Here is a 14,577-nt window from a genome sequence, read left to right on the forward strand (position 1 = left end):
ATGCTTCACGAGCTGTTACTCGTGAGACATACGTTTTTTTTATTTTGCAGAACGATGAACCATCTGAGAATTATCAGCCATGATTGCTGGCGTAGATTCCCTGATGATGGGTTTGGTCACAATGTGTGAGACCTGATACGGCTGTGTCGGGCTATTAATCCGGGATAACAGCATCTCTGCAGCCTTGATTCCCATCTCATTGCTGTAAATATGAACGGTCGTTAATGCAGGCTCAATGATTCGGGATTGGGGTGCATTATCAAATCCGCATATCGCAATATCCTGTGGCACAGCGACATTTCTGGCTTTCAATGCTCTGATCAGATCAACTGCTATAAAGTCATTAGCGCATACGTAAGCAGAAGGAAGGGATGCCAGCTCTGCCACTCGCTGGTTCAACCATCCTGGCTTGGAGAAACACAGACGATCATTATCCAAGATGCAGTGGGATAGGTCAACCTGCAACCCCGATTCAAGCATAGCACGGTGATATCCAACCCATCGTTCATTAAAACTCTTGCAGTGATTGTAATCTCCAACAAATCCAATACTTGTGTAGCCGCTCTCAATTAATTTTGTGGTGATCTGATAGATGCTGTGTTCATTCTCCATAAGGAGCAAATCTGCATGGAATTCAGGATAACATATGTTGGAAGCGCAATCGATAAAGATGGTGGGTATGCCCAGACTGGTAATCAGCTGAGTGTATTCCAGATCAAATAATTCAATGCAAATGATACCGTCTACTTTGCCAATATCAAAATTGTTGGGAAGTGTAAGCGTATCTTGATCGTCTTCACGCACGATATGAATCGAGAGATTGTATCCCTCCGCACTGATTCTTTTCTCCAAGCCGCTGATTAACAACGAACCAAAGTGAGACGTATTCGGCAGGTTTTCAGTTAACAGGGCGATATTGCCCGGAGTCTTGTTTAGAACATGCTCATTTTCCATATAGGCGAACTGTTTATATTTAAGTTCAATTGCTTTTTTAATTACACGGTTTCTAGTCTCATCCGGGATGTTTCCGCTATCATTCAATGCTTTGGAAGCTGTGTTCCTGGAGATCCCCAAAGCATCGGCGATGTCTTGTATCGTGACTTTTTCCTTTGCCATCTAATGCTTCACCTCTACTAATCGATAGTCATTCATATTCTTCTCTACGTCAAATGTATAATAGAACGGGACAAATAGCAATCATTACTTTACAAATGCACAAATGTGTTTACGTTTATAAACATACATTCCAATTTGATAATGGTTCCAAAAAAATTGTTACAAGTGTAATAATGTTGGGTGAGTACCTGTGGTGATGTAGGAATATCTATGTTGATATCAGCAAATTTGTGCTAATTGTATGCGATTTTAATGCGTTTTAGTTACATTTAGGCAAAGATAAAATGATCAAATGCACAAATATTTTTTTACAAAATGTATTGACTAAATTCATTGAAACCTGATAAATTGTAAATTATCAAATAGGCAATTGTAAATATTGAAAGCCCTTACTGAAAACAATTGTCAACTTCAAGAATGGAACGGGGGTAACATGTTGGATAACATAGTGGACACCAAAAAGGGCAGAGGAAAGGTAATGAAAGTGAGGACGACCAATGGTCACAGGTTGCAGCAGCTTAAAAAGAATTACTTTTTATATATGTTGCTCGCACCAGCCTTAATTTTGACTCTTATCTTCAAGTACATCCCGATGTACGGAGCCATCATTGCGTTTAAGGATTTCAGTCCGATCAAAGGCATTATGGGTAGTGATTGGGTAGGCCTGAAGCATTTCGAGAAATTTATAGCTTCACCCAATTTCGATATCATTTTAATGAATACGCTTAAACTCAGCTTTTTGGGATTGATATTCAGTTTCCCGGTGCCCATTTTACTGGCACTCATGCTGAATCAGGTACGCAAAGCTGGCATTAAGAAAAATATTCAATTGTTTCTGTACGCACCCAATTTCATCTCGGTTGTTGTTGTTGTGGGTATGCTGTTCATCTTCCTCTCACCGACAGGGCCAATTAATCAATTAACCACATGGATTACAGGTCAGCCGATTATGTTCATGTCTGAACCGGAATATTTCCGCTGGATCTATATTTTGTCCGATATCTGGACTGGAGCCGGCTGGGCTTCCATCATATACGTCGCGGCTTTGGCCAATGTTGATCCGGAGCTGCACAATGCGGCTAATCTGGATGGAGCCAATCTCCTTCAGCGTATTCGCCACATTGACCTTCCAACGATTCGTCCGATTATGGCCATCGTCTTTATCCTTGCAGCTGGCGGGATTATGTCCATTGGATTTGAGAAGGCCTATCTGATGCAGACGTCCATGAACCTGCCTTCCTCCGAGATTATTGCCACGTATGTCTACAAGGTGGGGCTACAGTCTGGAGATTACGCTTATTCTGCGGCTGTTGGATTGTTCAACTCGGTTATCAATGTGATTTTGCTGGTGACGGTGAATCTGATTGTGAAGAAATTGAATGAAGGCGAAGGCCTCTATTAGGAAAGGAGTATTATCCATGGTTGTTAAACACACGGGAATGGATCGATTGATCCTCACACTCAATGCCATCTTTCTCACCTGTGCTGTACTGGTTGTGGTTGTTCCCCTGATTTATATTGTTATCGCCTCATTCATGGACCCTACGGTGTTATTGAATCGTGGACTGTCCTTCAATGTATCCGACTGGAGTCTGGACGGTTATCAGATGATTTTATCCAATCCAGCCATGATCCGAGGTTTTGCAAATGCAGTACTGTACTCAGTTTCCTTTGCGCTGATCACCGTGACCGTATCCATATTTGCAGGTTATGCATTGTCGGATGAAAGGCTCGCGGGACGCGGATTTTTCATGATTATCTTTATTATTACCATGTTCTTCGGTGGGGGATTGATCCCTACCTATCTACTCATACGAAATCTCGGCATGCTGGATACGGTGTGGGCAATCATCATTCCTGGAGCCGTTAACGTCTGGAACATCATCCTTTCCAGAACCTTTTTCAAAGGAGTCCCTCGGGAGCTCAAAGAAGCTGCGAATGTGGATGGCGCCTCCGAGATGAAGATTTTCTTCCAGATTGTTATTCCGTTGTCAAAGCCCATCATATTTGTACTCGCCCTCTATGCGTTCGTTGGGCAATGGAATTCCTACTTTGACGCGATGATCTATCTGGATAATCCGAACCTCCATCCGTTACAGCTCGTTCTGCGTTCCATACTGATCCAGAATCAGGCTGCACCGGGCATGATCAGTGACCAACTCGCGATGGCGGAACTGAAACGACTCTCGGAGATGATTAAATATTCAGCCATTGTCATTTCGAGTCTGCCACTCATCATCATGTACCCGTTCTTCCAGAAGTATTTCGAAAAAGGTGTCATGGTTGGTTCCCTCAAATAGGGAACAGCCAGCCATATAGCAAGTTTGATCCAACCCAATCGATGGAGGTCATTAGTATGAAAAAAGTGAACAAGTCCAGAAAAGCCGTTACAACGGCGTCCATTTCCATGTTATCTGCAATGCTCTTTCTAACCGCCTGTGGCGGTGGTGGAGGCGGCGCGGCAAGTGAGGCGCAATCACCTGATGGCAAGGTGACATTGAATTTTATAACACAGAGCTCTCCGCTGGCTCCCGCTGATCCGAACGACAAGCTGATTAACAAGCGACTCGAAGAGAAAACCAATGTGCATATCAACTGGAAGAACTATACGAGTGATGTGTTTGCTGAAAAAAGAAACCTGGCAGTAGCCAGCGGTGATTTGCCGGATGCCATATTTGATGCAGGTTATGGGGATTATGATCTCCTGAAACTGGCGAAGGATGGGGCGATCATTCCACTCGAAGATATGATTGAACAATATATGCCTAATCTGCAAAAGGTGCTGGAGGAAGCTCCCGAATACAAGAGCATGATCACGGCTCCGGACGGACATATCTATTCCTTCCCATGGATTGAAGAACTCGGAAGTGGCAAACAACGGATTCAGGCAGTGGATAACTTGCCCTGGATCAATGTGGAATGGCTGAACAAGCTTGGGCTGAAGATGCCGACGACAACCGAAGAACTCAAAGAAGTGCTGATCGCGTTCAAAACCCAAGATCCAAACGGCAATGGCAAGGCCGACGAAATCCCGCTCTCTTTCATTAACAAACCGGGCGGAGAAGATCTGACATTTCTCTTTGCGGCATTTGGACTCGGAGAGAACTGGGATCATACTGTAGTAACCAATGATGGGAAAGTGGTCTTCACGGCAGCTGATGAAGGCTACAAGGAAGCGGTTAAATACATTCATGAGCTGGTTCAGGAAGGTCTGGTCGATGTCGAATCGTATCAGCAAGATTGGAACACGTATCTGGCAAAAGGCAAGGACAACAAGTACGGCATGTACTTCACATGGGATAAAGCCAACATCACAGGCATGAATGATACGTATGATGTTCTGCCTCCACTTGCTGGACCTGACGGCGAAGTTAATGTGACAAGAACGAATGGCATTGGTCTTGATCGAGGCCGCATGGTCATTACCAGCAGTAATAAAAACCTGGAATCGACAGCGAAGTGGGTGGACCAATTGTACGATCCGCTCCAATCCGTGCAGAACAACTGGGGTACCTATGGAGATGAGAGTCAGCAAAATATTTTTGAATTTGATGAAGCCAAGGGGATGCTGAAGCATCTTCCACTGGAAGGTTCTGCACCTGTGGAACTCAGACAAAAGACCAGTATTGCGGGACCATTGGCCATCCTCGACAGTTATTATGACAAATTCACAACCAAACCGGAAGATGCAGCTTGGCGCATGGAACTTCTGGAGAAGGTTATGGTGCCGCATATGAAAGCGGACAACGTATATCCAAGTGTGTTTTTCTCCATTGATGAACTGGATCGCTTGTCCACGATTGAGACCGATCTCTTCGCCTACGTACTGCGTATGCGCACAGAATGGTATCAGAACGGGAAAGTTGATCAGGAATGGGAGGTTTATCTGAAAGAGCTGGATCGCCTTGGATTGCAAGAATGGCTGCAAATTAAACAAGCGGGATATGACCGTAATAACCAATAAAGAAAAGTGTGGAGGAGAAACCATAATGTCGACGATTCTAAAACCAGATTACAGAAATGAATACCATTTTTCACCGAAAGAGAAGTGGATGAACGACCCAAACGGCATGGTGTTTTTCAATGGGGAGTATCACTTGTTCTATCAGTATCATCCGTTTGGTACCACATGGGGACCTATGCATTGGGGTCACGCGGTAACCCGAGATCTCGTCACTTGGGAGGAATTCCCTGTAGCTCTGGCACCGGATGAACATGGCATGATTTTCTCCGGCAGTGCGGTGGTGGACTGGAACAATACGTCGGGATTCTTCGAAGATGAGCCGGGGTTGGTAGCTATTTTCACACATCATCTGGAAGTACCAAATGGGCATCCTGTTCAGCGTCAGAGTCTGGCGTATAGTAAAGATAGCGGTAGAACGTGGACTAAATACGAGGGTAATCCGGTATTAAAGCATGAGTCCTTTGTTGATTTCCGTGATCCCAAAGTGTTCTGGCATGAGCAGACCAAGGAATGGGTTATGATTATCGCTTGTGGTCAAACCGTATGTCTGTATCGTTCTCCCAATCTGAAGGATTGGACGCTAGGAAGTGAATTTGGCGAAGGGATCGGTTCACACGATGGCGTGTGGGAATGCCCCGACCTGTTCCCGCTTGCAGTGGATGGAGACTCGGGGCAGGAGAAATGGGTGATGCTTGTTAGCATCGGTGCAGATCCTGCTTTTATTGAAGGCTCCAGAACACAATATTTTACCGGAGATTTTGATGGAAGTACATTTGTCCCTGACGAGGCATCCCATACGGTTCGCTGGATTGATCATGGCCGGGATAATTACGCGGGAGTTAGTTGGTCCGACATTCCAGCTGAAGATGGCAGACGACTGTTCATGGGGTGGATGAGCAACTGGATGTATGCCAATCAGACGCCGACCAATGATTACCGTGGTGCCATGACCATTGCACGAGAGTTGACACTGGAGACAAGAGCCGGAGAAGTTAACCTGATTCAACGTCCTGCGCGTGAGCTTGAGCAAGCCCGTACACCAGTATTGTCCCTGCAGGATGTTTCGATTCAGCAAGTGAATAAGCAGTTGAATGCTTTGCAACTTGTGAATTATGAGATCCAAGCGGAGTGGGCTTCCAATCAGTCGTTTCATTTTGCATTAAGAAGTGGAGCAGACAACGAGACGGTCGTTGGCTTAGACGCCAACACAGGTGAAGTGTATATCGATCGCAGTGGATCCGGTATCGGCGATTTTCATGAACATTTCCTGGGTCGCCATACAGCTGAGTTAAAGGCGGCGAGTGCGAATCAAAGTCTGCGTATCTATGTAGATCATTCATCTGTGGAAGTTTTTGCGAATGATGGTCAGGCGGTTATTACGGATCTGATCTATCCGGATGTGGACTCCAAGGGCATCTCTGCTCATGCCGAAAACACTGATCTGGTATTCTCTTCGCTTCAACTCTATGAGATATCACCGTCCAAGGCTAAAGGTTAATTGTAATGAAGGGAAGGAGTGCAGGACGATGCGTATTGGAGCCATAGAAGCGGGCGGAACGAAGTTTATATGTGGAGTAGGGAATGAGCATGGACAGATTGAAGATCGGATCAGCTTTCCAACAGAACATCCGGAGACCACTCTTGCCAAGGTAATCGACTATTTCAGGGATAAAGGTGTGGAATCCATGGGAATCGGCTCCTTTGGTCCGATTGATCTGCAACCGGATAGTCCGACCTATGGTTATATTACGACCACACCTAAGCCTGGGTGGGGAAACTGTAATGTGGTTGGAACCTTAAAGCATGAATTTCCGGTTCCTATCGGATGGGATACGGATGTGAATGCTGCCGCGCTGGGTGAAGTGACATGGGGAGCGGCGCAAGGGCTGGACAACTGTGTATATTACACAATCGGCACAGGCGTTGGTGTTGGACTTGTAGCAGGGGGCCAACGAGTACACGGATTGTTACATCCGGAGGGTGGACATATTCGAACAAGACGCCATCCAGACGATCACTTTGCTGGATTATGCCCGTACCATGGCGATTGCCTGGAGGGAATGGCTGCAGGACCAGCCATAGAAGCGCGTTGGCAAAGTCCCGGCAGTGAACTGCCGGCAGATCATCCGGCATGGGAGATCGAATCCTTTTACATTGCGGAGTCGATCACCACGGCCATTCTGCTTCATTCGCCGCAAAAGATCATCCTGGGCGGTGGTGTGATGCAGCAAGATCATCTGTTTCCACTGATCCGGGAGCAGGTTGTACGGAATTTGAATGGTTATGTGAATGCAGCTTCAATCACGCAACATATCGATCAATATATTGTGCAGCCCGGATTGGGCCAGCATGCAGGCCTGTGTGGTGCGCTCGCATTGGGTCTGGAAGCATTGCAACATGCAGCACTAGCGTCACATGCTTCGTAGTTTTCTTAAATAACCTACATCCAAAAGGGACGGTTGCGGTTCGCTTATTTGTATAAGCAAGACTGCACTGCCCTTTTTGGGCTTTTTTTATTTTGCGGAGATAAATATTTTTGGAAAATATATTACGTTCTAAAATCCGCTGTTGCTCAAGTGAGCTGCCAAAGGTATGATTTTTAGTGTCTGTCCCTATCGTGCGATAAGACATTCAAAATTTAGTGTGTCTCCAATGGAAAGGAATCCAACCAATGAAGAACCATATAACGATGCGTCAAGCTGTACAGGCAGACCAAGAGCAACTCGCTGATTTACGAGCGTTGGTACTCTACGATGATCTAACCAGGCTGGGAAGGTACGATGATGTGAAAGTACGTGAACGTTTCCGAAATACATTTGACCCTGTTCATACGCAGATTATTAAAGTGAAGGGTACAATGGTAGGATGTGTAGCATTGAAGCCCAAGGCTGAGGTATATCTATTGGAACATTTCTACATACATCCCGATTATCAAGGTCAGAGAATAGGAACTCAGGTACTGAACATGCTGCTGGAACAGGATGAAGTCCAGGGAAAACGGATTACTTTAAATGTATTACAGGGAAGTCCTGCTCGACGATTGTATGAACGATTTGGATTTATATTGGACAGTGAAGATGAGGTCGATGTGTTTATGTCCGTTCAAGTGCAGTAATAGTATGATTACCATACGTATTGAAAGTTAACTTCATATTTACACGATAATGGAGAGTATAGAAAAAAATCTTTAGAAGCGAAGAGTGGGCTTTTATCTCACAATTATCTCTGTCAGGATACCGGTCCCGCATGTTTGGAATGTGGAGGACAGATGTTGTATCATAACATGTTTGAGGTAACTGCTATCGTTGTCACACATCAAAAGCGTCGTTCCGATAAAAAGGGACGGCGCTTTTAGTGTTATTAACTGCTTGTAGTATGAACTTTATTGGATGGCTTATGTAGTAGAGTATCGAGATCGCCATTCAAATCTTTCAGGTTCGGGAGAAATGAGGCAGCTATCGAACAGATGAAAGGAAGAAGACCTAAAGACAGAAATAGGAAGGGAAGGCCATAGACTTCTGCAACCGCTGCACCTGCAAAAGCGCCTACGGGCTGTAATCCTCCACTAATCAGGAATCGTATTGAATTAACCCGGCCTTGTAGAGAACTAGGCACAAGCGTACCATGTAACGAAGAGCTTAGAGAACTGAAGAAAGGCCCTGCTGCTCCTGCGGCACATAAGGCAATAAGTGCAAATGGGTAACTCGGAAATAGTCCCAACAAAGCGTTAAACAGCCCAATCGCAGCTAAGCTGCACAGCATGACCATGCGTCGTCTCTTGATTTCACCCATCCAAGAGATAATAGCTAGTCCTGCTAGTGTACCAAATGCAGAAGCGGTGGTCAGAGTGCCCATGGCTGCGGCATCCCGGTTCAACACTTCGCGGACAAAAGGAATCATCATGGTCCAGATGGCTATAGAGGACATATTGCTGATCGAAACCATTACCATAATCGAGAACATGGCTGGGAATCGCCGATAAAAAGAGAAGCCCTCTCCAATATCTCGGATATAAGCTTTGCGAGAAAAAGATGCTTGAGCTGCTGGTTTCTGCATTGTGGGCAGATAGAGCAGTGCGGTGATGGCTGCAATGTAGCAAATAGCATTGATGCCAAGTGTCGGTAACGCTCCGGATGCAGCCGTTAGCGCTCCCGCAAAGGCTGGTCCCAGCAAAGCAGCGGCATTTCGACAGCCGTCGATCACTGCGAATGCCCGCAGCAGTTTGTGTTTACCAGCTACGCCAGGTACAACAGCCATGGCCGTTGGCATAAATAGGGAGGAGCAAGTTCCGCTAAGTGATGTAGCGAGAAATAGATGCCAAAGTTGTAATTGGCCCGCAATACCCATACTTAGTGGCAACAAAAGAGCCAGCAATCGTACTGTAGCCAGTCCAGCCATGAACCGTCCACGATGCAGTCGGTCGGACAGCGGTGATCCAAGTAGCCGGAAAGCTACCTCGGGAATGCTGAAGCTTATTGCCATAGCACCCATGGCTAGCTTAGAGGCAGTTAATTCATAAACAAGCCATTCCATGGCCAAAAGACCAAATACATCACCGAGAGAACTAAGAGTAACAGTAGCCAATAAACCGTAGTAACTTCGCTTCAGCATTATGATTCCTCCGTATGATAGAATAGTGCAATTTGTGGTGAAGGAAATGCATGAATTCAACCTTCAATATAAGCTCCAATCTGCAGTGGAAGGTTGTTCAGAGCTTCCAAGCGCAGGCTATATTCGGTGTTTTTGAAATCATAATGCACGATAATCAGTCCGGCTGCTCGCAAGGCTATTAGATGGTAATGCACCGTGCTCTTGGACAGTCCAACCTCACGGACAATTTCAGTGAAGGTCAGCTGTTTACCAGCCAGTAGTCGTAAGATGAACAGTCTGGTTTCATCGGACAGGGCCCGCGTTAGACGCAGTAACCCAGGGTCTGGTCGTCCCGGTTCTGTTGGCAGAATATCGCAAGAATAATTAGTAAAGATCATCTCGTCAAAGATCACTGAGGTGACAAATGGACGAGCATGATATTGAGGGATGAGGATTATTTGTTTTAGCATATCGTTGGGATATATCCTCATGCCCTGTGTAGCTTGTTCGTATACTTCTTGGTTATTCGTCCCGTTCAGACTGGAACGTCTCGAATCAGCTTCCAAAAAGAGTCCCTCCATAATTGCCGGATCAATCTGCCCAAAATACTGAGCATCCCATTCTCGTAGCACTTCGGATGTCCGACTGCGCAATTCTGGCAGATTGGAGGGGACAGATAACTTAAAGCGAGCGGCGATGTCATACAATTGGCCTGAGGACAAATCTTCAAGCCAATTCAAAAAATGATTCACTGAACGTTCCCCTGAACAGCTCCATATATATGGCGCAAGGCTGAAATTGTCTGTGGCTTTCATCGTATCTCGCATTTGTTGAAGTTTGGCTGGTGGGAATTGATCCTGTACATCACGAACCCATCGCTTCCCGGCATCCAGGTTAGTATGATTTTGTTTACCCATAAAAGCGCTCAGGGTGCTTACGCATTCATAAATTGGTGCAAAATCAACTTCTACTGTGTAGTTCATAAGAGTTTAGTTCCTTCCTGTATTGAGTTCTATATTTATAGAACTAATTATTTATTTTATATTATACGAACTTACTTGTTGTTTCAACATAAATTTCCCATGATCGTACGAACTATCTTCATTCCACAAAAACGTTTCACCAGAAGGGGAAGTGAAAAACATACCACTTAACGAGAGGATTTTATTTACGCCGATGATGTGAAAGTCCATGGGTGTTCCCGAAAATCCATACGAAACAAAGGAAGAGCCCATTCATTTAATTCTTGAATGGGTCTATTGAACTTTTCTATTATACTTTCCGATGACGTTACCCTAATATGGATAATAACCTACTTTTTATATAGGAATTATATAGTATGGAGAATGCCAAGATGCCACAATGGAAACGAAATCTGTATATTCTGTGGTTCGGCCTGTTTTTTAATCATATGGCGTACCGTTCCGTTTTTTCCTATCTTCCTGCAAAATGATCTCGGTATCCAGAGCGGCCTGGAAGCTTGGTCGGGTATTTCGATCTCCATCAGCTTTCTGATCAGTGGATTATGCGCACCCTTCTGGGGATCACTGGCTGATAAATATGGCAGTAAATTGATGCTCGTCCGTTCAGGGGTTGGGCTAGGTATTGCGCATCTGGCTAACTTTTTTGTATATGATCCATATACGTTTATCGCAGTGAGGGTCTTTCAGGGACTGATGGCTGGTTTTCATCCCGCCTCGATTACACTGATCGGTACCAATACTCCGGAGAAACATGTGGGTTACGCACTTGGTGTGATCTCCACGGCCAGCGCTGCGGGTGGGATTCTTGGTCCTCTTGCCGGTGGTGTGTTGAGTCACTGGATCGGACTGCGGGGATGCTTCATTGCCTCGGCTGTGATTACATTGCTCGCAGCTCTAATGGTCCTCGGTGTGAAGGAGTCACGACAAGCTCGTATGATCGTTCCAACGAGGATCATAGGGGATTTGAAAAGAGCGGCTTCTACGCCCGGTTTGATGCGAATTTACGTTTTGATTCTACTAGTCTCGACCTCCGTGCTTATCATCGAACCAGTGCTGACGCTCTATGTCGTGCAGATTGGCGGGGATGTTGGCAGTGCGACACTTAGTGCGGGCATTGTCTTCTCGGCGATTGGTGTAGCAACCGTTATTATGGGACCCCGCTGGGGCAAGATTGGTGGCAGGATCGGATACGAGAAAACGCTGTTTATCGGTCTGATTGGTGGCGGAATTGGCAGTCTGCTGCAAATGACAGCAAATAATCTGATTTATTTTGGCAGCCTGCGATTTGTTTATGGTTTGTTCTTTGCGGCGGTCTATCCGGCGCTTAATGCGCTGATTATCAAATATGCTGATCACGATTTTCGCGGGAGGGCTGTCAGTCTGAGTCAGACGGCGAGTCAGTTCGGCATTGTGCTTGGGCCGTTAATCGGTGGTTTGCTCGGTGGATGGATCGGCATTCCGTATATTTTTCTATTTACAGGGATTGTATTGTTGGGAGCGGCTTGGGCAGTATCATCACCACAACATAGGGAGGAATATATATGTCGCAACGACAATTAAAATTGGGAGCCAATCTGAACGGAGTAGGTAACAGCATCTCCTTTTGGCGTCACCCGGATATTCCCACTAACGCGAGTGTTAGTCTGGAATTCTACAAGAAGCAGGTGCGTATTGCGGAAAAAGGGAAGTTTGATCTGCTCTTTATTGCAGATGGCCTCTTCATCAACGAGAAGTCCAATCCTCATTTTCTCAATCGCTTCGAACCTCTGACGCTTCTGTCCGCACTCGCCGGGGCAACTTCCCACATCGGGCTGGTTGCTACATTGTCTACTTCCTATAGTGAACCGTTCACGGTTGCACGGCAGTTTGCTTCGTTGGATCAATTAAGTGGTGGGAGGGCCGGATGGAATGTGGTGACTTCACCTCTGGAAGGATCGGCACTGAACTTTGGCAAAGGCGAACATCCAAACCATGCGCTGCGCTACGAAATTGCGGAAGAACATCTGAATGTGGTCAAAGGTCTCTGGGATTCCTGGGAGGACGATGCCTTTGTCGGAGACAAGGAACAGGGCGTATTCTTCGATCCTGCCAAGTTGCATACGCTAAATCACAAGGGAAAGCACTTCTCCGTACAGGGCCCCCTTAATGTAGGGCGTTCGAAGCAGGGTCATCCGGTAATTTTCCAGGCAGGTTCATCCGAATCCGGTAAAGATCTGGCTGCCCGATCGGCGGATGCCGTATACACAGGACATGAGACGCTGGAGGAAGCAAGGGAGTTCTACCGGGATGTGAAGGCAAGAGCAGTGGCATATGGACGTCAGGCAACGGATATTTTGATCTTCCCTGGCATCGGCCCCATTGTGGGTAGAACAGCGGAAGAGGCGGAGCAGAAATATCAGGAAATTGTGGAACTGGTGAGCATTGAGCAGGCGCTGAACTATCTGGGACGTTACTTCGATCATTATGACTTCTCCCAGTACGCGCTGGACGAACCCTTCCCCGAGATTGGGGAGATCGGCAGCAACAGCTTCCGCAGTACAACAGACAAGATCAAGCAACAGGCACGAGAACAAGGTCTGACCTTGCGCCAAGTCGCGTTGCTGGCGTCTACCCCACGTACATCGTTCATTGGTACACCGGATCAGATCGCAGATCAGATTCAGGCATGGTTTGAAGGCGAAGCGGCAGACGGATTCAATGTTCGTACCGTGGTGCCCAATGGATTGGAAGATTTCGTGGAGCTGGTTGTTCCGGTTCTGCAAGAACGAGGTCTCTTCCGTACAGAATATGAACACGAGACACTCCGAGGGAATTTGGGTCTTCAGATTCCACGTAACCGGTATACGTTAGAGCGTGTGAGATAGAAGAGATGGGGCGGTAATGACGTTAATTTAACGTGTTGCCGTTCTTTTTGATGGTTTCTTTTTCGGGGAGTACTGCTATTATAAAATGATAAACAAGCTTCAATTCCAGACGAGTCACAGGAGGAGATTGGGATGATTAGAGGGTTAACGAATGCGGGACTGGGCAACATCGAGTCTGATGAACAATATATCACAGAGGCGGCCAAGCACGGCTTCGGATCTGTCGATTTGAATCCGCTCTCATTGATTGAAACGTATGGTAAGGAACGGGCGAAACATCTGCTGGAGAGTAATCAGGTGATCATCGGTTCATCGGGTCTGACAGTGGAGTGGCGAACGACAGATGAGAAATTTCGTGAGGGATTACAATCGTTGGTCGCTATGGCTGAAGCCTCTGCTTCGCTGGACTGTTACAGCTGTTGCACGTATATCTTGCCCTCAACGGATCAACCGGCAGCGCAATTTATGGCAGCGGCTACAAAACGCTTGAGACTCTGCGCAGACATCTTGGATGCATACGGAATCAAGTTGTGTCTGGAGTTTGTGGGATGCCATCATTTGCGTACGCAATGGAAAAATCCGTTTATCTGGCGTGTGGAGGATACCCTGGACTGGATCGATACGATCCATGCGCCTAACGTAGGCTTGCTCGTAGATTCCTATCACTGGCATACGAATGGTCTACCGATGGAAGATCTGTTGAAGCTGAAGAAAGAGCAGATTGTTCATGTGCATATCAATGATGCTTATGATTTGCCGATCGAGGAATTGAAGGATGGAGAACGCTTGTATCCTGGGGAAGGTGTAATTGATCTGAAAGGTTTTCTGAAAAACCTGAAGGCCATTGGTTACAACGGTGTCGTGGCTCAAGAGGTACTGGCACCGGCATCCGAATTGGATGTGGAGGCACGGTTTGCCAAATCGAAAGCAGGCTTTGATCAGGTATTTGCAGCGATCTGAATCATGCGGAGGAAACATAATCGAACAGAACGACTGGAGTAAACGGGTTTCCGTTTGGTCTGGTCGTTTTTTTTGTGTTTGTTTTCAATCCTCCCAAACC

At 46.3% G+C, this 14,577-nt stretch carries 12 protein-coding genes; 9 read left to right on the forward strand and 3 right to left on the reverse strand.

Features of this window, described 5'->3' with window-relative positions; genetic code table 11:
* Positions 1–39 precede the first annotated feature (39 nt).
* Entirely contained in the window at positions 40–1,116 is a 1,077-nt protein-coding gene (locus ACE3K2_RS16495) for a LacI family DNA-binding transcriptional regulator (RefSeq protein WP_421892290.1), read from the reverse strand.
* A gap of 478 nt (positions 1,117–1,594) precedes the next feature.
* Here ACE3K2_RS16495 and ACE3K2_RS16500 point away from each other — a divergent pair, with 478 nt between their 5' ends.
* The 6 genes from ACE3K2_RS16500 to ACE3K2_RS16525 all read left to right on the forward strand — a co-directional run bounded on the left by ACE3K2_RS16500 (position 1,595) and on the right by ACE3K2_RS16525 (position 8,195).
* Positions 1,595–2,518, forward strand: a complete 924-nt coding sequence (locus ACE3K2_RS16500) for an ABC transporter permease (protein ID WP_421892293.1) — start codon at positions 1,595–1,597, stop codon at positions 2,516–2,518.
* 16 nt (positions 2,519–2,534) lie between these two features.
* On the forward strand, positions 2,535–3,416 hold the full coding sequence (locus tag ACE3K2_RS16505) for a carbohydrate ABC transporter permease (RefSeq protein ID WP_215076232.1): 882 nt from the start codon (positions 2,535–2,537) through the stop codon (positions 3,414–3,416).
* A gap of 56 nt (positions 3,417–3,472) precedes the next feature.
* Entirely contained in the window at positions 3,473–5,080 is a 1,608-nt protein-coding gene (locus tag ACE3K2_RS16510) for an ABC transporter substrate-binding protein (RefSeq protein WP_421892297.1), read from the forward strand.
* 25 nt (positions 5,081–5,105) lie between these two features.
* Entirely contained in the window at positions 5,106–6,578 is a 1,473-nt protein-coding gene (locus ACE3K2_RS16515) for a glycoside hydrolase family 32 protein (protein WP_421892300.1), read from the forward strand.
* A 28-nt stretch (positions 6,579–6,606) separates the two neighbouring features.
* On the forward strand, positions 6,607–7,506 hold the full coding sequence (locus tag ACE3K2_RS16520) for an ROK family protein (protein ID WP_421892303.1): 900 nt from the start codon (positions 6,607–6,609) through the stop codon (positions 7,504–7,506).
* A gap of 245 nt (positions 7,507–7,751) precedes the next feature.
* Positions 7,752–8,195, forward strand: a complete 444-nt coding sequence (locus ACE3K2_RS16525) for a GNAT family N-acetyltransferase (RefSeq protein ID WP_421892306.1) — start codon at positions 7,752–7,754, stop codon at positions 8,193–8,195.
* A gap of 245 nt (positions 8,196–8,440) precedes the next feature.
* On the opposite strand, the gene ACE3K2_RS16530 is transcribed toward ACE3K2_RS16525, so the two are convergent.
* On the reverse strand, positions 8,441–9,691 hold the full coding sequence (locus tag ACE3K2_RS16530) for an MFS transporter (RefSeq protein WP_421892309.1): 1,251 nt from the start codon (positions 9,689–9,691) through the stop codon (positions 8,441–8,443).
* Positions 9,692–9,747: 56 nt separating this feature from the next.
* Positions 9,748–10,653: an ArsR/SmtB family transcription factor gene (locus ACE3K2_RS16535; protein WP_421892311.1), complete on the reverse strand. Its 906-nt coding sequence runs from the start codon at positions 10,651–10,653 to the stop codon at positions 9,748–9,750.
* Between the two features lie 363 nt (positions 10,654–11,016).
* On the opposite strand from ACE3K2_RS16535, the gene ACE3K2_RS16540 reads away from it, so the two are divergent.
* The 3 genes from ACE3K2_RS16540 (at position 11,017) to ACE3K2_RS16550 (ending at position 14,477) form a co-directional block, all read left to right on the forward strand.
* Complete coding sequence (locus ACE3K2_RS16540; protein WP_421892315.1) at positions 11,017–12,213, forward strand: MFS transporter; 1,197 nt, start codon at positions 11,017–11,019, stop codon at positions 12,211–12,213.
* Positions 12,195–13,517 carry an LLM class flavin-dependent oxidoreductase gene (locus tag ACE3K2_RS16545; protein ID WP_421892317.1) on the forward strand — a complete coding sequence of 441 codons (1,323 nt, stop codon included), beginning with the start codon at positions 12,195–12,197 and terminating at the stop codon, positions 13,515–13,517. Before ACE3K2_RS16540 ends, ACE3K2_RS16545 begins: the two co-directional genes overlap by 19 nt.
* Positions 13,518–13,649: 132 nt before the next feature.
* Positions 13,650–14,477, forward strand: coding sequence for a sugar phosphate isomerase/epimerase family protein (locus tag ACE3K2_RS16550; protein WP_421892320.1), 828 nt, complete (start codon positions 13,650–13,652; stop codon positions 14,475–14,477).
* The last annotated feature ends 100 nt before the right edge of the window (positions 14,478–14,577 follow it).

The organism is Paenibacillus sp. (assembly GCF_048976745.1).
GTDB lineage: Bacteria > Bacillota > Bacilli > Paenibacillales > Paenibacillaceae > Paenibacillus.

Bases quoted from the DNA above. Each gene is read 5' to 3' on its own strand.
- ACE3K2_RS16550 (WP_421892320.1), top strand. From the start codon at position 13,650: ATGATTAGAGGGTTAACGAATGCGGGACTGGGCAACATCGAGTCTGAT.
- ACE3K2_RS16495 (WP_421892290.1), bottom strand. From the start codon at position 1,116: ATGGCAAAGGAAAAAGTCACGATACAAGACATCGCCGATGCTTTGGGG.
- ACE3K2_RS16535 (WP_421892311.1), bottom strand. From the start codon at position 10,653: ATGAACTACACAGTAGAAGTTGATTTTGCACCAATTTATGAATGCGTA.
- ACE3K2_RS16505 (WP_215076232.1), top strand. From the start codon at position 2,535: ATGGTTGTTAAACACACGGGAATGGATCGATTGATCCTCACACTCAAT.
- ACE3K2_RS16500 (WP_421892293.1), top strand. From the start codon at position 1,595: ATGAAAGTGAGGACGACCAATGGTCACAGGTTGCAGCAGCTTAAAAAG.
- ACE3K2_RS16515 (WP_421892300.1), top strand. From the start codon at position 5,106: ATGTCGACGATTCTAAAACCAGATTACAGAAATGAATACCATTTTTCA.
- ACE3K2_RS16540 (WP_421892315.1), top strand. From the start codon at position 11,017: ATGCCAAGATGCCACAATGGAAACGAAATCTGTATATTCTGTGGTTCG.
- ACE3K2_RS16510 (WP_421892297.1), top strand. From the start codon at position 3,473: ATGAAAAAAGTGAACAAGTCCAGAAAAGCCGTTACAACGGCGTCCATT.
- ACE3K2_RS16520 (WP_421892303.1), top strand. From the start codon at position 6,607: ATGCGTATTGGAGCCATAGAAGCGGGCGGAACGAAGTTTATATGTGGA.
- ACE3K2_RS16530 (WP_421892309.1), bottom strand. From the start codon at position 9,691: ATGCTGAAGCGAAGTTACTACGGTTTATTGGCTACTGTTACTCTTAGT.
- ACE3K2_RS16525 (WP_421892306.1), top strand. From the start codon at position 7,752: ATGAAGAACCATATAACGATGCGTCAAGCTGTACAGGCAGACCAAGAG.
- ACE3K2_RS16545 (WP_421892317.1), top strand. From the start codon at position 12,195: ATGTCGCAACGACAATTAAAATTGGGAGCCAATCTGAACGGAGTAGGT.